General features: G+C 42.8%; 22 protein-coding genes and 1 tRNA gene. 15 read left to right on the top strand and 8 right to left on the bottom strand.

The genetic code is table 11. The features are described from left to right. The first annotated feature begins 19 nt into the window (after positions 1 to 19). A complete protein-coding gene (locus FFF34_001370; protein ID TSD66079.1) occupies positions 20 to 313 on the top strand; it encodes a TIGR03643 family protein in 294 nt (97 codons plus the stop codon). Between the two features lie 60 nt (positions 314 to 373). Here the strand turns inward: FFF34_001370 and treA are convergent, their stop codons facing one another. Continuing rightward, a complete protein-coding gene (gene treA, locus FFF34_001375) occupies positions 374 to 1,948 on the bottom strand; it encodes an alpha,alpha-trehalase TreA (protein TSD66080.1) in 1,575 nt (524 codons plus the stop codon). An 81-nt stretch (positions 1,949 to 2,029) separates the two neighbouring features. Then, on the bottom strand, positions 2,030 to 2,590 hold the full coding sequence (locus FFF34_001380) for a hypothetical protein (GenBank protein ID TSD66081.1): 561 nt from the start codon (positions 2,588 to 2,590) through the stop codon (positions 2,030 to 2,032). 348 nt (positions 2,591 to 2,938) lie between these two features. Here FFF34_001380 and eat point away from each other — a divergent pair, with 348 nt between their 5' ends. From eat to FFF34_001420, 8 genes are all read left to right on the top strand, one after another. After that, entirely contained in the window at positions 2,939 to 4,273 is a 1,335-nt protein-coding gene (eat, locus tag FFF34_001385; protein TSD66082.1) for an ethanolamine permease, read from the top strand. Positions 4,274 to 4,306: 33 nt separating this feature from the next. Further along, positions 4,307 to 5,695: an ethanolamine ammonia-lyase subunit EutB gene (locus FFF34_001390; GenBank protein ID TSD66083.1), complete on the top strand. Its 1,389-nt coding sequence runs from the start codon at positions 4,307 to 4,309 to the stop codon at positions 5,693 to 5,695. Further along, a complete protein-coding gene (locus FFF34_001395; protein ID TSD66084.1) occupies positions 5,683 to 6,432 on the top strand; it encodes an ethanolamine ammonia-lyase subunit EutC in 750 nt (249 codons plus the stop codon). Before FFF34_001390 ends, FFF34_001395 begins: the two co-directional genes overlap by 13 nt. A 77-nt stretch (positions 6,433 to 6,509) precedes the next feature. Next, on the top strand, positions 6,510 to 7,703 hold the full coding sequence (locus FFF34_001400) for a GAF domain-containing sensor histidine kinase (protein TSD66085.1): 1,194 nt from the start codon (positions 6,510 to 6,512) through the stop codon (positions 7,701 to 7,703). 170 nt (positions 7,704 to 7,873) lie between these two features. Then, positions 7,874 to 8,809, top strand: a complete 936-nt coding sequence (locus FFF34_001405) for a sugar phosphate isomerase/epimerase (GenBank protein ID TSD66086.1) — start codon at positions 7,874 to 7,876, stop codon at positions 8,807 to 8,809. 435 nt (positions 8,810 to 9,244) lie between these two features. After that, complete coding sequence (locus tag FFF34_001410; protein TSD66087.1) at positions 9,245 to 10,501, top strand: sodium:proton antiporter; 1,257 nt, start codon at positions 9,245 to 9,247, stop codon at positions 10,499 to 10,501. Between the two features lie 9 nt (positions 10,502 to 10,510). Then, entirely contained in the window at positions 10,511 to 11,095 is a 585-nt protein-coding gene (locus FFF34_001415) for a Crp/Fnr family transcriptional regulator (protein ID TSD67931.1), read from the top strand. A 169-nt stretch (positions 11,096 to 11,264) separates the two neighbouring features. Further along, positions 11,265 to 11,702 carry a carboxymuconolactone decarboxylase family protein gene (locus tag FFF34_001420; GenBank protein TSD66088.1) on the top strand — a complete coding sequence of 146 codons (438 nt, stop codon included), beginning with the start codon at positions 11,265 to 11,267 and terminating at the stop codon, positions 11,700 to 11,702. A gap of 55 nt (positions 11,703 to 11,757) precedes the next feature. Here the strand turns inward: FFF34_001420 and FFF34_001425 are convergent, their stop codons facing one another. From FFF34_001425 to ychF, 4 genes are all read right to left on the bottom strand, one after another. Beyond that, the gene (locus tag FFF34_001425) at positions 11,758 to 12,105 is read right to left on the bottom strand and encodes a hypothetical protein (protein TSD66089.1); all 348 of its coding nucleotides are present in this window, start codon (positions 12,103 to 12,105) and stop codon (positions 11,758 to 11,760) included. 45 nt (positions 12,106 to 12,150) lie between these two features. Further along, entirely contained in the window at positions 12,151 to 14,157 is a 2,007-nt protein-coding gene (locus FFF34_001430; protein TSD66090.1) for a hypothetical protein, read from the bottom strand. A gap of 86 nt (positions 14,158 to 14,243) precedes the next feature. Next, positions 14,244 to 14,315 (bottom strand) — tRNA-Arg (locus FFF34_001435). A gap of 95 nt (positions 14,316 to 14,410) precedes the next feature. After that, on the bottom strand, positions 14,411 to 15,514 hold the full coding sequence (gene ychF, locus FFF34_001440) for a redox-regulated ATPase YchF (protein TSD66091.1): 1,104 nt from the start codon (positions 15,512 to 15,514) through the stop codon (positions 14,411 to 14,413). A gap of 201 nt (positions 15,515 to 15,715) precedes the next feature. On the opposite strand from ychF, the gene mgtE reads away from it, so the two are divergent. Both mgtE and FFF34_001450 read left to right on the top strand, forming a co-directional pair. Further along, entirely contained in the window at positions 15,716 to 17,086 is a 1,371-nt protein-coding gene (gene mgtE, locus FFF34_001445) for a magnesium transporter (protein TSD66092.1), read from the top strand. A gap of 68 nt (positions 17,087 to 17,154) precedes the next feature. Continuing rightward, complete coding sequence (locus FFF34_001450; protein ID TSD66093.1) at positions 17,155 to 17,661, top strand: hypothetical protein; 507 nt, start codon at positions 17,155 to 17,157, stop codon at positions 17,659 to 17,661. A gap of 78 nt (positions 17,662 to 17,739) precedes the next feature. On the opposite strand, the gene FFF34_001455 is transcribed toward FFF34_001450, so the two are convergent. Further along, positions 17,740 to 18,060, bottom strand: a complete 321-nt coding sequence (locus tag FFF34_001455) for a DUF3276 family protein (GenBank protein TSD66094.1) — start codon at positions 18,058 to 18,060, stop codon at positions 17,740 to 17,742. Between the two features lie 116 nt (positions 18,061 to 18,176). Next, a complete protein-coding gene (locus FFF34_001460; protein TSD66095.1) occupies positions 18,177 to 19,964 on the bottom strand; it encodes an ABC transporter ATP-binding protein in 1,788 nt (595 codons plus the stop codon). A gap of 184 nt (positions 19,965 to 20,148) precedes the next feature. Here FFF34_001460 and FFF34_001465 point away from each other — a divergent pair, with 184 nt between their 5' ends. From FFF34_001465 to yajC, 4 genes are read left to right on the top strand one after another with little or no spacing between them, the layout of a single operon-like run. After that, on the top strand, positions 20,149 to 21,234 hold the full coding sequence (locus FFF34_001465; protein TSD66096.1) for a Glu/Leu/Phe/Val dehydrogenase: 1,086 nt from the start codon (positions 20,149 to 20,151) through the stop codon (positions 21,232 to 21,234). 51 nt (positions 21,235 to 21,285) lie between these two features. Further along, a complete protein-coding gene (gene nusB, locus FFF34_001470) occupies positions 21,286 to 22,233 on the top strand; it encodes a transcription antitermination factor NusB (protein TSD66097.1) in 948 nt (315 codons plus the stop codon). A gap of 7 nt (positions 22,234 to 22,240) precedes the next feature. Beyond that, entirely contained in the window at positions 22,241 to 22,663 is a 423-nt protein-coding gene (locus tag FFF34_001475) for a DUF1573 domain-containing protein (protein TSD66098.1), read from the top strand. A gap of 16 nt (positions 22,664 to 22,679) precedes the next feature. Next, positions 22,680 to 23,003, top strand: a complete 324-nt coding sequence (gene yajC / locus FFF34_001480; protein ID TSD66099.1) for a preprotein translocase subunit YajC — start codon at positions 22,680 to 22,682, stop codon at positions 23,001 to 23,003. Positions 23,004 to 23,095: the final 92 nt, after the last annotated feature.

Below are 23,095 nucleotides of genomic sequence, written 5' to 3' on the forward strand. Positions count from 1 at the left end.
TTCTTCAGTTTTAACAAGCATGAGTAAACCTGCAATTATTACAAATCTAACTATTGTAGATATTGACCGGATCATAGAGATGGCATGGGAAGACCGCACGCCATTTGACGCCATTAAAACGCAGTTTGGCCTTAGCGAACAAAATGTAATAGACCTAATGCGCAGGCAAATGAAGCTATCAAGTTTTAAGATGTGGCGGGCAAGGGTGCAGGGCAGGCAAACCAAGCATGCAAAATTACAAGTTGATGGTACCGACAGGTTTAAATGCAACCTGCAACGCCAAATCACCCTGAATAAGATAAGTAAACGTTAATACTGATAACGTTTAACAAGTAGAGACGCGATACTTCGCGTCTCTACTTGTTAAACGTAATTATTCCCCCTTCTTCTCATCAAACTTATACCGGTTCATCAACTTTAACAGCACCCCGTTGGTCCAGCCGAAGCCGTCTTGCAGGGGGTATTCGCCGCCGCCGGCGGTAAGGCTGGTATCTACTACGTTGTATTTTTCCAGCAGTTTACCGGTTTGTTTAAACACGCGGATGTTTAGCTGCAGCCAGCGGGTAGCAATATCCTTGGCTAACTCGCTGTGGCCATAGTTTTCGAGGCCATCAATGGCCATATACTGCAATGGAGCCCATCCGTTTGGCGCATCCCATTGCTGGCCGCTAAAGTTAAGCGTGGTAACCAAGCCGCCGGGTTTTAAAAAGTTAGCCTTTAAACCTTCGGCTATTTTTTTGGCTTGTACGGGGCTGGCTATCTTAAACTCCAGTGGAAAGGCTGCTGCCAAGGTTGGTATCGCCGAAAATTGCTGAGTGGCCCAGTTATAATCGCCAAACCATTGTGTTTGTTCATTCCAGCAATATTTTAGTATAGCTTTTTTTCGGGACTCTGCCTTTGCAGTATAGGCTTGGTATTGTGCATTATCACCTTTAATTTGGTAGCTACGGGCAATGGTTTGCTCCAGGTTATACAGCAGGCAGTTCAGGTCTACAGGTACCAGGTCGGTAGTTTTTATGGTTTCCAGCTTTACCGATCCATCAAACCAACGGCTGCTAAAGTCCCAGCCCGATGCCGCGGCAGCACGTATGTTATGGTAAAATACCGGTAAGGGCTGCTTAGTCAACTTGGCCGCATCCACATCTTTTATGTACGATTCTTCCCTGGGCTCATCGCTTTCGTCCCAGTAACGGTTAAGCAAGGTGCCATCATTCATGCGTACTACCCTATGTGCTGCCTGGTTATTGCCCAGCGCGGCGCCGCCCAGCATCCAATAGTTGTATTCCTTTATTAGTTGTGGCTGATACTTGGTTAATATAGCATTGCCTTCGCTTTTTGCCAGCAGGCCAACCATCATCGAAAAAAACGGCGGTTGCGAACGGGTAAGATAATAAGCGCGGTTACCATTAGGTATAAACCCGTAGGTATCTATAAGGTAGGCAAAATTATCTATCATGTGGCTGATAACCTTTTCCTGGTGACTTTCCTGTAGTCCAAGCATCGTAAAGTACGAATCCCAATAGTATATTTCGCGGAAACGGCCGCCTGGCACAATGTAAGGGTTGGGCAATGCCGCCAGCGAAGATAGTTTAGATGTTTCATCAGGCTTGCGTTGCAACACTTGCCATAAGGTATCAATATGCTTGCGTATGCCTTCCTCAATATTCGTTTGAAAAGCATGGGTTGCAGCTGCAGGTACTGTAAAGTTTGTTAATACAAATTCTTTAAGGTTAAAGCCTGCTTTGCCCAATTGCTCGTTATAGGCCTTCATTATCTGGTATGGCTCATACTTTGGTGTACAATCCACAAAGGTTTTGTTATCCGGAAATATATCAGATGATTGTACCGCTTCAAACAATCCGGGAAATAACTGGCGTGGTGTTTTTTGCTGTGCATTGGCATAAACAGCTAAAAACAAAAATGCTATAAGGGTAAGCTTCTTTATCATTAAAATAGGGCTGCAGGCGTTACAAATGGTTTATTAAGCAGCTTATAAATTTAATGTTTTAATGTGCCAAACGCAAGCAATTTATGCTGCTTTAGCTGCGGCTTTAGGTGCTTTTTTTACTTTATCAAGCTTTAAAAAATAGCAGGTGGCTGTAAATAAGGCATACACTATAAATGGCGCGGCCACAATATCAATGGTGTAGTGTATATGCTGTATAACCAGCAATATAACCAACGCAATGGTAGCAATAAAACCTATTATCTTGTCTGTACGTTTTTGCAGGCACAAAAACATTAATACAAGGGTAGAGGTATGGCCTGAAAAGAAAAGATCTTTAGTGATACTGGCGTTACCATAAAACAGCCCCGAAATTGGATCTACCAGGTGGATGAGTCCGCGGGGTGGGTCAAGCACTACCAGACTAATGCTTGTAAAGCGGGCAAGGTTAATAAATATCAGTGTCCAAACGTATTTGATAAATATATCGGGGTTGCGGGTTGCACGGATAACGGTTAAAATGGCCATTCCCCAAATAATTGCAAATATCGGGTACGACATGTCGTACGATGGTACACGGGCCAGCAGCCAATCGTTTAAAACCACACCGTTTCTTTTTTCGATATGATTAAAAAACATGGGCATAAATGCTAACAGGATAGCTATAAAAACAGAACCCCATATAATTTTATACCGCTTATGCGGGTTTTGCAGGGCCTTAACCCAAATTTGTTTTATAGTAGGAGTATGGTGTTGCGGCACTCGTTATCAATTAGGAGCGCAAATTTATAAAAAGTGTTAATATTAAATAATAGTTATTAAATCATTACCCTAAGTTATTTTTAAGAAAAGCGTAAGATGACAAGCGGGGTACAATGTCTGCCGGAAAAACATCAATCATTATTATATTGAATGCTTAACAATTTGTTGATTTTGTTTGAATTGTTTTAATGAGTAACTTAAGGCGTTGTAAATTTCATAAAATTACCGCCTTTGGAAAACGTAAATGTTAAACAATTAAAAAAGGTTTTAAAACCAATTCATTTATGGGCAATTGCCGTAGGCCTGGTCATATCTGGCGAATACTTTGGGTGGAATTTTGGTTGGGGGGTAGCAGGTACCATTGGCTTTTTAATAGCTACCGTGGTGGTAACAGTAATGTACATCACCTTTATTTTTAGCTATACAGAACTAACTACAACCATACCCCACGCGGGTGGTGCTTTTGCGTACGCATACCGTACCATGGGGCCGTTTGGTGGCTTAATTGCCGGTTATGCCACACTGATAGATTTTGTGCTGGCAACGCCTGCTATAGCGTTTTCGTTGGGGAGTTATCTGCACTTTTTGCATCCTGCGCTGGGTGTTTTACCATCAGCATTGTTTTTTAATGCTGTGTTTATTGCGCTTAATATTTATGGGGTTAAAGAGTCGGCCGCTTTTTCGGTTTTTATAACCATACTGGCAGTAGGCGAGCTATTGCTTTTTATGGGTGTGGTTGGTCCGCACTTTAAAATGAGCAATTACTTAACCGACCCTATGCCATTTGGTTGGAGCGGTGTATTTGCCGCGCTGCCTTTTGCGGTATGGTTTTACCTGGCTATTGAAGGTGTAGCCATGGTAGCCGAAGAAGTTGATAACCCTAAAAGAAACATCCCCCGGGGATATATATATGCCCTGGGTACACTGGTTTTTTTGGCCCTTGGGGTAATGATACTTACCGGCGGTATTACTAATTGGCACCAGCTAAGCAGCATAGCCTACCCGCTGCCCGAAGCTATTGGCATTGTGTTGGGTAAAACCAGCGGCCTAACCCAACTATTTGCCAGCATAGGGTTATTCGGGCTTATAGCATCTATACACGGTACCATACTGGCATCATCAAGGCAGGTGTTTGCAATGGCCCGCAGCGGCTATTTGCCCCGCCCGCTGGCACAGGTAAGCGACAAATTTAAAACACCCCATTGGGCTATTATAGCAGCAGGGATAATAAGTGTTATAGCACTATATATGGGTACTATCGATCAGATACTCATCCTATCCGTTTTAGGTGCGGTGGTAATGTATATGATGAGCATGATCAGTCTGTTTATCCTCCGCAAAACCGAGCCGCATATTGAGCGGCCGTTTACGGCGCCATTTTATCCGGTTTTCCCGGCTGTTGCTTTAATTATCGCATCAGTGTGTATGTTTGCTATTATCTATTACAATTTTAAGATAAGCCTGATATTTTTTGCAGGGCTGGCCTTTATCATGGTGATATTTGTAATAATGGGTAAGCACAAACAAAAGATAATGGATGATGCAATGCTCGAGAGAGTGGTATAGTTGAACGTACGATAAATCAATCATAGCCTATAAATGTCCTATCAGCACACCATATCCGGCAAGGTTTACAGGTTTAATAACCTGCGGATATTGCTGGCTAAAGCCTCGCCCTTTCGTACCGGCGATGCATTGGCCGGATTAAGCGCTGATACTTACGAGGAACGTGTAGCCGCGCAAATAACGCTTGCCGACGTACCCCTTACTGATTTTTTGAATGAAGCTATTATACCCTACGAAGATGATGAGGTTACCAGGCTGATAATAGACAACCACGACAGCGAAGGCTTTAAAATTATTAGCCATTTAACCGTTGGCGACTTTAGAGATTGGTTATTGCTGGAGGAGACGGATGGAGCTGTTTTGCAAAGCATAGCTGCCGCGGTTACTCCCGAAATGGCAGCCGCGGTATCAAAAATAATGCGAAACCAGGACCTTATCGCGGTAGCAAAAAAATGCGAAATAATAACCAAGTTCCGTAACACCATAGGGTTAAAGGGGCATTTCTCTACACGCCTGCAACCCAACCACCCCACCGACGACCCGCGCGGGATAGCTGCCAGCCTGATAGAGGGTTTATTATATGGCAGCGGCGACGCGGTTATTGGTATAAACCCTGCAACTGATAGCCCCATGGCTGTAAACAAAATACTGGTTTTAATAGATAACCTGCGCCAACAATTTGATATACCTGCCCAATCGTGTGTATTAAGCCATATAACTACCACGATTGAACTGATCAATAAAAATGCCCCGGTCGATCTTTGTTTCCAATCTATAGCCGGTACACAAAAGGCCAATAGCAGTTTTGGTATCAGCTTAAGCTTATTGGCCGAGGCTTATGATGCCACATTATCATTAAAGCGGGGCACTGTTGGCCAAAATGTAATGTATTTTGAAACCGGGCAGGGCAGCGCGCTATCAGCCAATGCGCATCACGATGCCGACCAGCAAACCTGCGAGGCAAGGGCCTACGCGGTGGCAAAAAAATATAACCCTTTCCTGGTAAATTCGGTGGTTGGCTTTATTGGCCCCGAATATTTATACGACGGTAAACAGATTATTCGTGCGGCGTTAGAAGACCATTTTTGCGCCAAGTTGCTTGGCCTGCCAATGGGCGTTGATATTTGCTACACTAACCATGCCGAGGCCGACCAGGATGATATGGACAACCTGCTTACCTTATTAGGTGTGGCCGGCTGTAATTTTATAATGGGTTTACCGGGTTCTGACGATATTATGCTCAACTATCAGTCTACCTCGTTTCATGATGCATTGTACCTGCGCAAGGTGCTGGGCCTTAAACCTGCGCCCGAGTTTGAACAATGGCTAATAAAGCAAGGTATAACCGCCCCCGATGGCAGTTTAGCTAAAACGGCTAAACAAAACATGTTAAAGCAAATGGGGGGCTTATGGATAAAATAGAAAAACCCAACGACCCTCTACATTTTTTAAAGGAGTATACACCTGCCCGTATAGCCATTGGCAGCACAGGTATTAGCATACCTACACAACAATCGTTAGCCTTTAAGCTGGCCCATGCCCATGCACGCGATGCCGTGTATTCGGTAATGGATGCGGAACGGTTGGAGGATGAACTGGCTATTTTTAACCGCCCGGTATTGCAATTGCATAGCCGCGCTACTCATCGTGCCCAATACCTGCAACGGCCGGATATGGGCCGGCAGGCAGACGAACTATCCATTAACCGCCTGGCCGACCAAATAACCGGCGACGATGTAGTGATCATTATAGCCGATGGGCTTTCGGCTATTGCAATAAACGATAACGTAATGGATCTGCTTAAAATACTGATCCCTAAAATTACAGATGCGGGGTTAAAACTTGCCCCCATATGCCTGGTGCAACAGGGTAGGGTAGCTATAGCCGATGGTATAGCGGCCGAATTAGAAGCAAAACTTTCACTGATATTAATAGGTGAACGGCCCGGCCTTAGCGCAGCCGATAGCATGGGCGCTTATTTAACCTTTGCACCGCGGCCCGGCTTAACCGACGACTCGCGCAACTGCATATCAAACATCCGCCCGGGTGGTTTGGATTTTAACACCGCTGCGGATAAGATATTTTACCTGATACAGGAGGCATTTAAACGAAAGTTATCGGGTGTTAATTTAAAAGATAATGAGGGCTTATTATTTTAAATTACCCGTTAAAAATTATTTCTTTAAAACCTGATCCAAAAAAAATCCGTAATTATACCCGACCGAAACTATTATTTATGATAAAACCACCTGTTCCTGAAAATGAAATGGAAAGGATCATCAGTCTGGCCGACTATGATCTGGATTACTCGGGCTTTGAAGAAAGCTTTAAAGACCTTGCCAAACTGGCGGCTAAAGTTGCCGGCACATCCATCTCATTAGTTAACCTAATCGACTCGTATACACAATGGACCATTACTAATCATGGTTTGGACATTGAGCAAATGCCGCGTGAAGATTCAGTTTGCCAGTACACCATTGTTAATGAACATTTTGAGGTAGAGGATCTGCGCGCTGATGACCGATTTAAAGATAAGTTTTACGTTACCGGCCAGCCGCTGGTGCGCTATTACTACGGTGTACCATTACGCACCAGCGATGGCCATAATTTGGGCGCTTTATGTGTTTTAGACAGAGACCTGAAATCGCTATCACCCGAAAAAACCGAGTTGCTAAAAATTATTGCCGACGAGATAGTTAACCGTTTAAACGCCCATAAGTTAATAAGCAAACTAAACGGCAAATTAAAAGAGGCTAACGAGTCGCGCAAAAAAGTGGCTCATGATATCCGCGGGCCTTTGGGCGGTATCATAGGGCTTGCCCAGGTAATAAGCGATCAGGGTAAAGAAAATGAGATAGACGAAGTATTGGAGTTTATAAACCTGATACAAAAAAGCGGTCGCTCGTTATTAGAACTTGCCGACGAAATATTAAGTATAGACAAGCCGGATAAGCTTAACAGCGATCAGTTTAATTTAACCGTATTTAAGGATAAGCTCGAAAAACTGTATGTGCCGCAAGCAATGAATAAGAATATCAAGTTTGTGGTGAACACATCGGTAAATTCATCAGGCATACCATTCTCTAAAAGTAAATTACTGCAAATTACGGGTAACCTTATATCAAATGCCATGAAGTTTACACCAAAAGACGGCAGCGTAACGGTAGACCTTAGCCTGAAGATTGAAGAAGACCATAACTTGTTGCAAATAAATGTAACCGATACAGGTGTAGGCCTTGATACAGATAGTATAAATAACATACTGAGCGGAAACGCATCATCAACAAATGGTACAAGCGGCGAGCAGGGCTATGGCTTTGGCCTGGCGCTGGTAAAGCATTTGGTTGATAGCCTTAAAGGTACCATGCATATTTATTCGCAGCCCGGGCAGGGCGCTAACTTCGAGGTTGTTTTACCGCAAAAGCAGTAAACTGATCTTGTAGCAAAAACCACCTTCAAAAATATACCAACTGTACCCATAATTCTTGCGGTGCAGTTGGTACTATTACCGCTTCCGTAACACTTTTAGTACAGATTTTGCCGGGCTAAATAATTTAATAACTTTGGTTTAAACCAATATTAAACCCGGTATTTAAAATCATGAAAGAAAATAACTTAAGCAGGCGCCAGTTTATTGGCACCGGTGCTATTGCTGCAACAGGCATGTTGTTATTAAGCAAGGCTTCATTTGCGCGGTCGCTGTTTGCCGCCGATAAACCAAATTCAAAGATAAATGGCGTACAGATAGGGGTAATAACCTATTCGTTCCGTAGTATGCCCGGCACTGCCGAAGACCTGCTGAAGTATTGTATAGATTGTAATATAAACGCCATTGAGTTAATGGGCGATGCCGCCGAGGCTTACGCCGGAGCCCCAAAACGCGAAAAAGGTGGTAATTGGGATGAGTTTAGTAAAAAAATGGCCGAATGGCGCGCAAACGCACCTATGGATAAGTTTAAAGACCTGCGTAAGATGTATAATGATGCCGGTGTAAGCATATACGCCTGGAAACCCAATGCCCTTAACCCCAAAAATACCGATGCCGAAATTGACTATGCATTTAACGTAGCCAAAGTGCTTGGGGCAAGCCATGTAACTGTCGAATTAGGCGACGAGGCACAAAGCAAACGCCTTGGCGACCTGGCAACAAAGCATAAAGTTTATGTAGGCTACCACGCGCATACACAAGCTACACCCACATTGTGGGATACTGCGTTGTCGCAATCAAAATACAATGCGGTAAACCTTGATATTGGCCACTACTCGTCGGGCACAAGCAGCAGCCCGGTGCCATTTATCGAAAAATACCACGACCGTATAGTAAGCATGCACATTAAGGACCGTAAGTTTCATGATGGGCCAAATGCACCATGGGGCCAGGGCGATACGCCGATAAAAGAGGTGCTGGCTTTAATGAAAGCCAATAAATATAAGTTCCCGGCTACCATAGAGCTGGAATACGATATCCCGGCAGGCTCAAATGCTGTGGAGCAGGTAAAAATCTGCCGCGCTTATGCAGCCGATGCGTTAAAATAACCAATACGTATAAGGGGACGGATAGTCCCCTTATATTTATACCCATAAATACACAACTCTCCTTAACTGTCCTTTACAGCGGCTCCCCGCCGTACCAGCCAATCGGTAATCAAAAAAACGAGGCAAGTTGTTTAAAACTTTTTTTATTGGAATATTTTTTTATATTAGTGAGTGCAGGGTAACGAAAAAATGAAAAAAATCTCCCTGTAACCAACAAAAAAATGGAATGATTTATAGCCCAATATGCAAAGGTTATAGGCCATAGCTGCTCAAAAAGCCACTTTTAATATCAAAATAAAGCTTAATAAAAAGATACACAATCAGTTAAAACTTATTTAACACAATTATTAGCATACCAACTGGTATGTGTAGTGTATTTTATTATAAAACTTTAACTTCGTTTAAGGGTTTAAAAACCGGACATCTATACTATAAATGAATACACAGGAAATTATCACTATAACTATTGTATTGGCTGCTGTATTCGCCTACATCAATCATCAGTTTATAAAATGGCCGCCTACCATAGGTATCATGGCGCTCTCGCTTATATCGTCAATATTGCTTGCAACACTGGGTAGTAAAGGGTCATTGTTGTCGGCAAAGGCCATTGAGTTAGCCGTGTCGGTAGATTTTAGAGATGTATTGATGAACTTTATGCTGAGCTTTTTGCTATTTGCCGGAGCAATACATATTGATGCGGCAAAACTGCGTAAAGAACGCTGGCCCATATTGTTACTGGCTACCATCGGCACGCTTATATCAACCTTTTTGGTTGGATGGATGGCCTGGATGCTGTTTAAGCTGTTTGCCATGCCCGTGCCCTTTATTTATTGCCTTTTATTCGGTTCGCTTATATCCCCAACAGATCCTATCGCCGTATTAGGTATACTAAAACAAGCCGGTATACCCGCTTCGCTTGAGTTAAAAATATCAGGCGAATCGTTATTTAACGACGGTATTGCGGTGGTGATATTCATTAGTATAGCCGAAGTTGCCCGCTCAGGCGTGGACAGTTTTTCGGCCATTGCAGTGGGTAAGCTGTTTATGCAAGAGGCCTTAGGAGGCGTACTGTTTGGCGTGTTATTAGGCTACGCCGGATTTTTTGCCCTTAAATCAATAGATGATTATAAGGTAGAGGTAATGATAACCCTTGCTATAGTCATGGGTGGTTATTTGCTGGCTTCGCATTTACATGTTTCGGGTCCGCTGGCTATGGTTGTGGCGGGTATTATTACGGGCAACAAGGTTACTGAACAAAGTATGAGTGACATAACCCGTGATTACCTGAACAAGTTTTGGGAACTGATAGACGAGATACTGAACGCTATATTATTTTTATTGATAGGGCTTGAGATGCTCATTATCAAAATAAACCCAACGGTGATGCTCATAGGGGTAATATGTATAGCGCTGGTTTTATTGGCCCGCTGGGTATCGGTTATATTGCCTGTTTCGTTGCTTCGTTATAAGCTAAAATTCGAGAAACATGCGGTAGCCATACTTACATGGGGTGGCTTACGTGGAGGTATCTCAGTAGCGCTGGCCCTATCATTAAGCACCGAAATGTACCGTGACGAGTTTGTACTTATTACCTATATTATTGTGGTATTCTCTATTTTAGTGCAGGGTTTAACAATAGGTAAATTGGCCAAGAGGCTTCAAAAAGCACCTATAACGGTATCAAATTAATTAATGACCATGTATCCGGATCTGCTTTTACATATCAAACGGTATGTTTTATTAACCCCGGCAGAGGAACAACTGATTTGTGACAGCCTGGAGTTAAAAAAAATCAAAAAGAAACAGCTTTTACTGGAGCCGGGTAAGCTTTGCCAGGGTAATTACTTTGTTGTAAAAGGTTTGGTAAGGCAGTATTTTTTAAATAAAAAACTAAACGAGCAGATCATCCAGTTTGGGTTGGAAACCTGGTGGATAGCCGATCAGGATAGCTTGTTAAATGCAAAGCCATCAACCACTTATATACAAACCATTGAGGCGACTGAAGTATTGTTAATGACCGAGAAGAACCGTGTGATGCTTTTCGAAAAAATACCCGCTTTTGAAAGCTATTTCCGTATAATGATGCAAAAAGCCTTTGTGGCCGCCCAACGCCGTATAGGTTTCATTTTTAACATGAACGACGAAGAACGTTACCGCCACTTCTCGGCACTTTACCCAGCCTTTATGCAGCGGATACCACAGTATATGCTGGCATCGTACCTTGGCTTTACACCGCAGTTTTTAAGCAGGTTAAGGGCAAAAAAAGCCCCCCAAGCCCCCTAAAGGGGGAGAGCCCTCTTTTTCTTAACGGGGAAGTAAAACCCTATTATGACTGTTTTTAAAGCATTTCAAAAGCTCCCCTTCAGGGGCTGGGGGTACTTTTCTTAAACTCAGTTCATTTTTTGAGGGGCGGTTGTTGTGCAACTTTGTATTAACAAAAAACAAAGAAAACATGGGCAACAGAATTAAAATTGTAAAAAACCCGGCTGTATATAAAGCCATGATGGCGCTTGAAAGCTATGTGCAAGCAACCGAAATTACACCCCTGCACCAGGAACTGATAAAAATACGCGCGTCGCAAATAAACGGCTGTGCCTACTGCCTTGATATGCACACAAAAGATGCACGCAAGGCAGGCGAAACCGAACAAAGGATATATACGCTGAGCGCCTGGCGCGAAACTCCATTTTTTGACGAAAAGGAGCAGGCTATTTTGGCCTTAACAGAAGAAGTTACGCTGATAAGCAAGGGTGGCGTATCAAACGAAACTTATGATAAAGCCATAGCAGTTTTAGGCGATGCTTATTTTACACAGGTTTACATGGCCATCATCGCTATAAACGGGTGGAACAGGATAGCCATAGGTACCAAAATGGAACCGGGTATGTAATATGCCTTGCCAATGTAAAAGAGGCCGGTATCGTTAACTTACCGGCCTCTTTGCTTTAAATGGCTTTGTAAGATGATATATGGCTTGTTTTTATACTTAGTATAAACGATTTGCCAATGCTTATTTTAATGCTTTTATCTTGCAGCATAGCTTTAATAGTCTCGTCGGTTTTTAAAGCTTCAAATAAGTCGCGGGCTACGGCCGAGCCGCTAATATTGTTGGTTACCTTGCCGTTTTCGATAGTAAGGTTAAAGGTATAGCCTGATTTACCACGATCGCCGGCCGATTCAAAATCGGTGATATTTAGCTTAAAGCTTTGCTCTTGAACAAGGCTTTTTTTAAGGTGTAAACGTATAACGGGTATGTACTTTCTCCAGGTTGTTAAATATTTTCTTTCTTCCATGTATGCCGGTAAAGGTAGAACATTAAATCGGTTACCCTAATAAAGCTACTTTTTATCAATCACCGGGAACTGCGCTATGCGTAAGCGTGTACAACCATAAGGTATCAGCGTTATCTCTTCTTCCTCTTTAGCGGTCTCCATTTGGTAAATAGGGCTATAGGGGATGGGCCCTGTCATATCGTTATACAACACCCACGAAGGAATGCGCCTGGCCTTGGTTTTAATGCTGATAGGCGCATTTTGTTGTGTCCATGGGTAATTACTTACATCGCCCGTTGCCTGTACTTTATAGGCATCGTCAAGCTTATTATCGGGTGTGCGTATAAGGCCATAATTCCAGGGAGTGGTTGGATAGATCTCGGTCCAGCTATCGCCATAGTCCAGGGCGTCCTTATCATTTTTGATCACTTTGGCATCCTCGCCAATTTTTAAGGCATAAACAATTGGGCCGCGCTCTATAGATGCAGAATTTTCGTACCATGTATTTTTGGTGATGTGCATAGGCAGGGTAAGCTCTACAACGTCGCCGTTTTTCCACGTACGGTTTATTTGCACTACCTGGTTACCATCAGGCTGTGAGTAGGCGGCGCCATTTATGCTGATATTGGCTTTTTTACACCACTCGGGTATGCGTAAGCTAAATGGGAAGGCAATATCGCCCTTGCTTTGTAAGGTGAATTTAATGGTTTCGCCAAAGGGGTAGCCGGTTTCTTCTTTAAACGATATTTCGCTATGATGGCCCACAAATGCTTTTACTTCGCTGGGCGAGTATACCAACGCGGCCAAACCATTATCGGGGGTGGCGTACCAAAGGTTTTGTGTGAATTTTGGCCAGCCCTGGTGCATGTTAGATGTGCAGCAAGGGTAGCCGGTAAGTAAACCGTAGCAAACATCGGTACCGTGGTGATTAATATCAAAATTGCGCATTTGCCTGTTTATTACCACCTGGTTGGCTTGTTGAAAGTACTGGCGGGTCATAAAATCTTCAGATACCTGCGTAGGCATCGCATTAAAGGCAATACGTTCTAAATGATCGGCGTAATTCACCTTGCCTGTAATGGCTAAGGTATTTTCAAGGGTATACATCATTTCTACCGCGCTGCACAATTCCGACCCCTGTGTAGGGTTGTTGCCATGCAGCGATTCGTCGCCGCCATACATACCATGCGCCATGCCATCATATTTGCGCAGATCCTTAAATCCCTTTACCATGGCATCCAAATATTTGGCATCGCTATGGTGCTGGTAGTAAATAATAGGCTCTTTCATACCCTCGGCCAGGTTTACGCCATGTATACTGCCGTCGGTCATCAACATATCGGTATTTAAAAAAGCATTGGTAAAATCAAAGGTTTGCTTGTGCAGCAAGTCGCCCAGATCAAGCAAAAATTTATCGCCTGTAATGTTATACAGCCAATAAACCATGGCAAGGTTATCGCCGCCGCGGTAACGTGCCCAAAACGTCCAATGATCGAGCGGTTTTTGAGGTAATTCTTTTAGCTGGTATTTAAAATAATTGGTCATTAAAGTGGTTACCCGCTTATCCTGCGTGGCCGAATAATATTGCTGCAGCACCTTTAGCATCACAATTTTTGGCCACCAGTCCTGCGTGTTGTCGCGCTGTATGCCGGCTTCTTCAGGCAGGTCTTTTTTTGGGCCGAACAAGCCATCAGAGCGCTGACTTTTTATGCTCCACTCTACCCAGGGTTTTACTTTTGCAATAAGTGCCTTGTCATCCAAAATATAGGCAAGGGGCAATAGGCCATCAATCCAGTAAGGGCCGCGTTCCCATTGGTCGCCATCGCCGCCAAGCCAGCCGTTACGGTTGCCCATAACCAGCGGGTAAAGTTTATCTAAATTACCGGTTGCACCTGTTTTTTGGCGTATCAGCATCTCTTTTAACCATCCCTCGGGCTTTATGGCTCCAAGCGGCAGCTCGATGTATGGGTTTTGGCGTAACGGTGCTTTTGCAGTTGCGTAGTTGGTGTTTTGCGCATTTGCCTTTATAAAAAAGCAGGCAACAAGAGCCGGGATAAGTAATTTAATTTTCATGGGTGAACAATTGGCAATGCAATAATACCCAATAGCTGTGAAACAAAAAACCGCTTAAGGGTAAACTTAGGCGGTTTTTAAAAATGTGTTCTCGATGAGATTCGAACTCATATCGACGGCTTCGGAGGCCATAATTCTATCCATTGAACTACGAGAACAATATTTGCAAAGGTATTATATTAGAATCAAGAAGTAAGAATCAAGATTTAAGATTGATTTACCCGTTCATTCCTGGTTCTTACATCTGAGTGGCTTAAACGTTAAACCTAAAGTGCATAATGTCGCCATCGGCAACTATATAGCTTTTGCCTTCTACGGCCATTTTGCCGTTTTCTTTAATTGCCGCTTCCGATCCGTTAAATTTTACAAAATCATCGTACTTGATCACTTCGGCACGGATAAAGCCTTTCTCAAAGTCGGTATGTATAACACCTGCCGCTTGCGGGGCTGTAAAGCCCTGTGTAATGGTCCATGCGCGTACTTCCTGCACGCCGGCGGTAAAGTATGTGGCTAAATTTAGCAAGCGATAGGCGGCCTTAATTAGCTTGTTCACGCCCGACTCGCTTAAGCCAAGGTCGCTCAAAAACTCCTGGCGCTCATCGTACGATTCCAGTTCGGCAATTTCGGCCTCTATTTGTGCCGATATGATTAACACTTCGGCATTTTCTTCTTTTACGGCTGCTCTAACCTTTTCTACATAAGCATTGCCATTTGCAACCGAAGCCTCGTCTACATTACAAACGTACATTACCGGTTTGGCGGTAAGCAGCCAAATGTCGGCTATGTATTCTTTGTCTTCTTCGGCAACAGGGGCAGTACGGGCCGATTTACCCTCCAGCAGGTGGTTGCGGTAAATAGTTAGTACATCGTAGGTTTTTTTAGCCTCTTTATCGCCACCTGTTTTGGCCATTTTCTCTACCTTCTGTATCTTTTTCTCTATCGAGTCAAGGTCTTTCAGTTGTAATTCGGTATCAATTATCTCTTTGTCGCGTATCGGGTCAACAGATCCGTCAACGTGTATCACATTATCATTATCAAAGCAACGCAACACGTGTATAATAGCGTTGGTGGCACGTATGTTGGCCAAAAACTGGTTGCCCAATCCCTCGCCTTTGCTGGCGCCTTTTACCAGGCCTGCAATATCCACTATCTCTATAACGTTTGGTACAACGTTTTTAGGATTAACAATTTCGGTAAGCTTGGTTAAGCGTTCATCCGGAACGGTAATAACACCCACATTGGGCTCGATGGTACAAAACGGAAAATTGGCCGCTTGTGCCTTTGCATTTGATAAACAGTTAAAAAGTGTCGACTTACCCACATTCGGCAAACCTACTATACCACATTGTAAACCCATGTATTTTAAATTTTTGAATCAAGAATCAAGAGACAAGAATTAAGAACCGAGCCGTGTGTCTTGACTCTTGTTCCCTGCCTCACTTAAAGGCGCAAAGATAACAGAAAAAACTACCTTGTAATTTGAAAAAATAAACGACTTTTGCCTGCGCTACCAAAAGGTATAAAACAGGTTAATAACATGTAAAAAAGAGGGCTTTTTATGGAAGATATGGTTGAGCAAATAGAATTATTACTGGAGCAGGAGGACACTACCCAATTACAGGAATATTTGAACAACCTGAATATATCTGACGTTGAGGAGCTTATAGATGAATTGCCCGAGCATGGGCCAAAGTTTATCGAGATACTATCTATTAACCGGGCGGTAAATGTATTTAGGATACTCGATTTCCCTACCCAGGAGCGTATCATCAAAAAACTTTCGGGTAAAAAGGTAAGCGAGATTATTAACGAGCTGCCACCCGATGACCGGACCGCGTTTTTTAGCGAATTACATGGCGACGCGGTAACCAAGCTGATACTGCACCTTTCGCCTTCTGACCGTAAAGAGGCCTTATCATTGTTAGGTTACAAAGAAGACAGCGTGGGCCGTTTAATGACCCCCGACTATATAGCTGTTAAAAAAAGCTGGGATGTAAACCGTGTGCTATCGCACATACGCCGTTATGGTAAAAACTCCGAAACCATTGATGTAATTTACGTAATTGGCGACAACGGTATTTTGCTTGACGACATACGTATACGCGAAATATTGCTGGTAAACCCCGAAACGAAGGTAAGCGACCTGATGGATGGCCGTTTAATAGCCCTGAGCGCAAACGACCCGCAAGAAGAAGCCATCAACGTGTTTAGGATGAATAACCGCACCGCCTTACCGGTTACAGATGATGACAATATACTGTTAGGCATTGTTACGGTTGATGACATACTTTGGATAGCTAACGAAGAGTATACCGAAGATATCCAGAAAATTGGTGGTACCGAAGCTTTGGATGAGCCTTACCTTGATATCAATATCTTTCGCCTGGTTAAAAAGCGGGCAAGCTGGCTTATCGTACTTTTCTTAGGCGAAATGCTCACAGCAACGGCTATGGGCCATTTTGAGAACGCTATTGCAAAGGCTGTGGTGCTGGCGCTGTTTGTGCCCTTAATCATATCAAGCGGGGGTAACAGCGGTTCGCAGGCATCTACCTTAATTATACAGGCCATGGCATTAGGCGAGGTAACGCTTACCGACTGGTGGCGGGTAATGCGCCGCGAAATAATATCGGGCCTGTTACTGGGCATTACATTGGGCATCATTGGCTTTATGCGTATATATGTATGGACGCTTTTTAGCAATATTTATGGCCCCGACTGGATGCTGGTGGGCTTTATTGTAGGCCTGGCATTGGTAGGGGTGGTATTATGGGGCTCCTTAGCCGGATCGATGCTTCCATTGGTTTTAAAGAAACTTGGCGCCGACCCTGCAACTTCATCCGCGCCGTTTGTAGCCACCTTAGTTGATGTTACCGGGCTCATCATTTATTTTACAATAGCTGTATTGTTTATGCCGGGCATTAATCATTAGTAATGTTATTGTTTGGTTTTAGATAATTTATATCTTTAAAAGAATTAAAAAAAACCAAACTTATTACAATGGAAACTATTGAAAGCACCGAAGCGGTGCAACCAACCCCCGAACCACAACTTATATTAACCGATGCAGCACAGTATTACTTACAAAAGGCAGGCCAGTGGGCATATTTTTTGGGTATAGTTGGCTTTGTGCTTACCGGATTTATTTTGTTGGGCGCTTTATTTATGGGGACATTTTTTGGTGCCATGTCTAAATTTCAACCGGCAGAAGGTACCCCGTATTCTGCAGTTTCACCCGGAGCAATGGGGGCGTGGGTAAGCTTTTTGTATGTGATTTTCGCCGTTTTCTATTTTTTCTTTTCGTTGTATCTGTACCAATTTGGCGATAAAATAAAAAGCGGAATATTATATAGTAATACCACCGATGTAACAACGGCATTAAGCAAATTAAAGTCGTTTTTTAAAATGTGGGGTATAACCACAATTGTTATAGTAGGCTTATATATATTAATTTTTGTAATTATGATTGTTGCAGGTATAGGTGCCGCATCAATGATGGCCCGTTAGTAACAACCGCCATAAAAATAAAACACCCTGCCTTTCGGGCAGGGTGTTTTTATATAATTTAGGGTTTGTTCAGTGTTTTTAGAAGGAGAAATCCTCGTCGGCTTTAGCTATCTCGGGGTTTTCGCTGTACTCATAGCGTTTCTCAACTACTTCCTGGTGGTCTTTTATATAGTCCACAGTGTCTTTTAGGCCTTCAGCAAATTTTTCAAAGTCTTCTTTGTATAAAAATATCTTATGCTTGATAAAAACCCCGTCTTCCAAACGTTTCTTACTCTCGGTAATAGTTACATAATAATCGTTTGATCTGGTTGCTTTTACATCGAAAAAATAAGTTCTTTTACCTGCTCTAACTTTCTTCGAGTACACCTCTTCACGCTCTCTGTTGTCAAAATCTCCCATAAAAATCTTTATCGTAATTAGTTTTGGTTGGCATAAATATAAATATTTTTTTAAAGTGCAAGCATTAATTGCAACATTAATAAACTTTTACGCAGTTAAAGTGTATAGGGTTTCAATCAGGCTTTTTCTTCTTCTTCAAGCAATTGCATTTCATATAGTTCAAAATAAGCGCCTTTTGCATCCATCAGGTGGTTATGGGTGCCCTGCTCAATAATTTCGCCGTTATCAAGCACTAATATTTTGTCGGCATTTTTTATGGTAGATATACGGTGCGATATAATAATGCTGGTTTTACCCTGCATAATACGCCCCAAATTGCTCAATATCTCTTCTTCGGTACGGGTATCAACAGCCGACAGGCAATCGTCAAATATTAAAACCTGTGGTTGTTTTACTATTGCGCAGGCAATGCTTACGCGTTGTTTTTGGCCGCCGCTAAGTGTGACACCGCGTTCGCCTATCAGCGTATCAAAGCCTTTTTCTAACTCTATTATATTTTGATAAACGGCGGCATCTTTAGCAGCTTGCTCTACACGGGGCATATCCAGCACATCAGCGCTAAAGGCGATGTTATGCGATATAATATCCGAGAACAGGAAAACCTCTTGCGGCACAAAACCAATTTGTGCGCGATAACTATCCAGGTTTAGGGCGGTTAAAGGCTGATCGTCTATTAAAACCTGGCCGCCTGTGGTATCATACATGCGCATAATTAAATTGGCCAGGGTAGATTTACCCGAACCTGTGCGCCCAATAATAGCTACCATTTCGCCGGGATTAGCGGTAAATGATACATTTTTAATAGCCTGTATACCCGTGTCAGGATAAATAAACGATACATCTTTAAATGCTATTTTACCCTTAAGGGTATGTGGCAATGCATTGGGCGATATGATCTCGGGCTGTTCGTGCAAAAACTCGTTGATGCGTTTTTGCGATGCCGCGGCGCGCTGTATAAGCGATGTAACCCAGCCCAGTGATATCACCGGGAAGGCAAGCATATTTAAATACACAATAAACTCGGCAATATTACCGGCGGTGATGTTACCCTTCATTACCTCTACACCGCCAATGTACATAGTAATTACGTTGCTTAAACCAATAAGCAGTAGCATAGCCGGGAAAAACATTGCCTGTACTTTGGCTAAGGCCATGCTTTGTGTTTTGTAGTCTTCGCTTTCTTCGGCAAATTTTTCGCGCACAAAACCTTCGCGTACGTAGGATTTAATGACCCTAATACCCGAGAAATTCTCCTGTACAAAGCTGGATAAACCTGACAGGCGCTTTTGTATCTGCTCGCTGCGAAATTCTATAATGGTGTTTACATAAAATATAATAACCGCCAGTATGGGCAGCGGTAGTACTGAAAATATGGCCAGCCTAACATTTACAGTAAGCATAGCATATATCACCAGTATAAAAAGCACCACTGTGTTTATGCTGTACATAATGCCCGGCCCAAGGTACATCCGCACACGGCTAACATCCTCAGTAACGCGGTTCATTAGGTCGCCGGTGTTGTGGCGGCGGTAAAAGGCCAGCGATAATTTTTGATAGTGGCTGTATATCTCGTTCTTCATATCGTACTCGATATGGCGCGACATTAGTATAATGGTTTGCCGCATAAAAAACAGGAACAGCCCGCGTAGCAGGGCCAGCACCAACACCAGTACCCCAAATAGCAGCAAACTGCTGCCGAAAATATCGTAAATAATAGCCTGCCTGTTAAAGCCCGAAAATAGCTGGTAAACCCCAATGTTTTCTGTCACCAGATCAAATGCTACGCGTATAACCTGGGCGGGCAATACGGCAAAAATATTTGATATAATAACAAACAGTACGCCGGGCACCAGCCGCCAGCGATATTTGTAAAAGAATTTATTTAGATATGCGAGGTCTTTCATTAGTCGGAGTTTCAAAAGTACGGTAATGAAGTTTATAATTCAAGTTTACGGCGTTACTGTTTAAACTATCTTGAGTCATTTTTTTGATAGGTTAACCTGTCTTTTCTCACTTTACAACTAAACATTTGCCCACTATGAATAAAACTTCTACTTTTGCACAAACGAATCACAATTTGTTTCCCTGATGCCCTCAACACAATCAACCGATAGTATTTTTAACCAGCTTGATGCCTTTGGGCATAAAAAAGTGGTTTACTGCAGCGATCCGGATACCGGGCTGAGGGCAATTATAGCTATACACGATACTACTTTGGGCCCTGCTTTTGGCAGTACCCGTATGTGGAGCTACAAATCAGAAAATGATGCCTTATACGATGTTTTGCGCCTATCAAAAAGCATGACCTATAAATGTGCTATTGCAGGGCTTAACATGGGCGGGGGCTATTCGGTGATCATTGGCGACTCGCGCAAGGATAAAACCGAAGCGATGATGCGGAAGTTTGGCCGCTTTGTAAAAAACCTTAATGGCGAGTTTATCACATCTGAAGATGTGGGTACCAACCCGCGCGATATGGAGTACATCCGTATGGAAACCCAGCACGTTACCGGCATTCCCGAAAGTTTAGGCGGCAGCGGCGACCCATCGCCTATAGCGGCAAAGGGTGTGTTTATGGGAATTAAAGCAGCTGTAAAAGAACTTTACGGTAACGATACCATAACCGGCCGTTCGGTAATTGTACAGGGTATAGGCCACGTTGGCGAAAACCTGGTTAAACTGCTGCGTGATGAGAACGCGAAGGTTTACATCAGCGATATTAACGACGAGCGCACCCGCCAGGTGTCAAAAAAATATGGTGCCGAGGCGGTATCCAACAATTCGATATTTGATATTGATGCCGATATTTATTCGCCTTGCGCGCTTGGTGCAACCATCAATACCGAAACTATTAAAAAATTAAAGTGCGGCATTATAGCAGGTTCGGCCAACAATCAATTGCAAAACGAGCAGGAGCATGGCGAAATGCTGCTTGAAAAAGGCATCCTTTTTGCTCCCGATTACGTGATAAATGCAGGGGGTATTATTAACTGTTATTCGGAATTAATGGGCTTTAGTAAAAAACGTACCATGCAGCTTACCGAAAATATTTACGATGCAACCCGCAATGTTTTAAAACTTTCTAAGGCCGAAAACATTTCTACTATTGATGCTGCAAACAAAATCGCCGAAAAACGTATTTCAGATATTAAAAAAGTAAAGTCAACCTATTAATAATTTATCACAACCGGTACGCCAATGGGCGTGCATAATCGTTCTTACCTCATGTTAAACAGAAGGCACCTTAGGGTAAAAGTGTTACAATCGCTATACGCATACCATCAATCAGATACCAGGGATATTAAAGCACATGAAAAGCATTTGCTTCATAGCATTGACCAGGTTTTTGAAATGTACATATGGATGCTGTCGCTAATAAGCGAAGTAATTGATTATACCGCTATAGACGCGGAAGAAAGGGCTAACAAGCACCTGCCTACGGCAGAAGACTTAAATGCCGACACCAAAATTTTAAGCAACCGTTTTATTGTTTCGCTAAAGCAAAACAAAGACTACTTGGCTGCCGAAAAGAAATACAAAGTATCGTGGACGTTTGATCCCGAACTGGCAAAATCGCTATTCACCACGCTTAAAGCATCGCCCGAATACGCCGAATACCTGGCCAAAACAGGTGATACCATACAAACCGATAAAGACATTATTAAATTCATCTTTAAAAAGGTGATCCTTAAATCGTCGTTAGCCGAGCAGGTTTTTGAAGATAAGTTTATTTACTGGCCGGTTGACCGCGAGGTACTACAGGCGCTTATTGCCAAAACTTTCAAAAACTTTTCTTTTGACGACCCGGCCCAAAACCATTTGGCCGAAATTAGCGGCAACTGGGTTGAGGACCGCGAATTTGTGGTGAACCTTTTTGAACAAACCATACGCCACGATGCCGCTTATCAGGAATTGATAGCCCAAAAAACGCAAAACTGGGAACCCGACCGTATTGCCATGATGGATACCTTATTAATGAAGATGGCAATTGTAGAATTTATTAATTTTACCTCGATACCGGTTAAGGTTACTATAAACGAGTACCTGGAAATATCAAAGGAGTTTAGTACACCTAAAAGTAATTCGTTTATTAACGGTATATTAGACAAAATTTTATTTGAGTTGAAAGCCGAAAATAAAATAAGGAAAATAGGCAGAGGATTAATTGAATAAACCCATAATGAAAAAGTTGTTTTTATGTACAATTGTTGCCGGCATGTTATTTACCGCCTGCAACCAGTCTACCACTACTACAGCAAGTGCCGATACCGGTAATGTAAGCGCTACCAATGCACCGGCAATGAAATTTGAAAAAGAAACGCACGACTTTGGCAAAGTTAAGGCCGGCGATAAGGTTACTTACGAGTTTAAATTTACCAATACGGGTAAATCGCCCTTAATTATTAAGGATGCCATTGCAACTTGTGGCTGCACCAAGCCCGAGTGGCCAAAAACACCTATAAAACCAGGCGAAGACGGCGCTATTAAAGTGACATTTAACAGCACCGGCAAAATGGGCCTGCAAGACAAGCAAATTACCGTTACAGCTAATACCGTACCTGCGCAAAACATGGTGCATTTAATTGGCGAGGTAACCCTTTAATTATATAAAAACAGAAATGACAGCAACTATTTTATTACAAGCGGCCGGCGGTGGCCTTGGTTATCAGCAATTGATCATGTTTGGTTTAATTGCTGTAGTATTTTATTTTTTTATGATACGCCCGCAGGTTAAAAAGCAAAAAGACCAAAAGAAATACGTAGACGAACTTAAAAAAGGCGATAAAGTGGTTACCACTGCCGGTATACATGGTAAAATATACGAAATAGCCGAAACAACTTTCTTAGTAGAAACAGAAGGCGGTGGCCGCATACGTTTTGATAAATCAGCAATATCGTTAGAGGCTTCAAAAGCACTTAACACACCGGCTGTTACTAAATAGCTAAAAGCTTAAGGCTAAAAGCCAAAAGCAAAATAATACATAAATTTAAAGCGAAAAGCTTAAGGCGAGAACTTATTCCGGCTTTCAGCTTT

The sequence above is a fragment of the Inquilinus sp. KBS0705 genome (assembly GCA_005938025.2).
In the GTDB taxonomy this organism is placed as follows: Bacteria; Bacteroidota; Bacteroidia; order Sphingobacteriales; family Sphingobacteriaceae; genus Mucilaginibacter.

What these genes read in the sequence shown, in the direction of transcription:
- FFF34_001370 (TSD66079.1), top strand. Translation starts at nt 20, where the DNA reads ATGAGTAAACCTGCAATTATTACAAATCTAACTATTGTAGATATTGAC.
- treA (TSD66080.1), bottom strand. Translation starts at nt 1,948, where the DNA reads ATGATAAAGAAGCTTACCCTTATAGCATTTTTGTTTTTAGCTGTTTAT.
- FFF34_001380 (TSD66081.1), bottom strand. Translation starts at nt 2,590, where the DNA reads ATGCCCATGTTTTTTAATCATATCGAAAAAAGAAACGGTGTGGTTTTA.
- FFF34_001390 (TSD66083.1), top strand. Translation starts at nt 4,307, where the DNA reads ATGTCCTATCAGCACACCATATCCGGCAAGGTTTACAGGTTTAATAAC.
- FFF34_001395 (TSD66084.1), top strand. Translation starts at nt 5,683, where the DNA reads ATGGATAAAATAGAAAAACCCAACGACCCTCTACATTTTTTAAAGGAG.
- FFF34_001400 (TSD66085.1), top strand. Translation starts at nt 6,510, where the DNA reads ATGATAAAACCACCTGTTCCTGAAAATGAAATGGAAAGGATCATCAGT.
- FFF34_001405 (TSD66086.1), top strand. Translation starts at nt 7,874, where the DNA reads ATGAAAGAAAATAACTTAAGCAGGCGCCAGTTTATTGGCACCGGTGCT.
- FFF34_001410 (TSD66087.1), top strand. Translation starts at nt 9,245, where the DNA reads ATGAATACACAGGAAATTATCACTATAACTATTGTATTGGCTGCTGTA.
- FFF34_001415 (TSD67931.1), top strand. Translation starts at nt 10,511, where the DNA reads ATGTATCCGGATCTGCTTTTACATATCAAACGGTATGTTTTATTAACC.
- FFF34_001420 (TSD66088.1), top strand. Translation starts at nt 11,265, where the DNA reads ATGGGCAACAGAATTAAAATTGTAAAAAACCCGGCTGTATATAAAGCC.
- FFF34_001425 (TSD66089.1), bottom strand. Translation starts at nt 12,105, where the DNA reads ATGGAAGAAAGAAAATATTTAACAACCTGGAGAAAGTACATACCCGTT.
- FFF34_001430 (TSD66090.1), bottom strand. Translation starts at nt 14,157, where the DNA reads ATGAAAATTAAATTACTTATCCCGGCTCTTGTTGCCTGCTTTTTTATA.
- ychF (TSD66091.1), bottom strand. Translation starts at nt 15,514, where the DNA reads ATGGGTTTACAATGTGGTATAGTAGGTTTGCCGAATGTGGGTAAGTCG.
- mgtE (TSD66092.1), top strand. Translation starts at nt 15,716, where the DNA reads ATGGAAGATATGGTTGAGCAAATAGAATTATTACTGGAGCAGGAGGAC.
- FFF34_001450 (TSD66093.1), top strand. Translation starts at nt 17,155, where the DNA reads ATGGAAACTATTGAAAGCACCGAAGCGGTGCAACCAACCCCCGAACCA.
- FFF34_001455 (TSD66094.1), bottom strand. Translation starts at nt 18,060, where the DNA reads ATGGGAGATTTTGACAACAGAGAGCGTGAAGAGGTGTACTCGAAGAAA.
- FFF34_001460 (TSD66095.1), bottom strand. Translation starts at nt 19,964, where the DNA reads ATGAAAGACCTCGCATATCTAAATAAATTCTTTTACAAATATCGCTGG.
- FFF34_001465 (TSD66096.1), top strand. Translation starts at nt 20,149, where the DNA reads ATGCCCTCAACACAATCAACCGATAGTATTTTTAACCAGCTTGATGCC.
- nusB (TSD66097.1), top strand. Translation starts at nt 21,286, where the DNA reads ATGTTAAACAGAAGGCACCTTAGGGTAAAAGTGTTACAATCGCTATAC.
- FFF34_001475 (TSD66098.1), top strand. Translation starts at nt 22,241, where the DNA reads ATGAAAAAGTTGTTTTTATGTACAATTGTTGCCGGCATGTTATTTACC.
- yajC (TSD66099.1), top strand. Translation starts at nt 22,680, where the DNA reads ATGACAGCAACTATTTTATTACAAGCGGCCGGCGGTGGCCTTGGTTAT.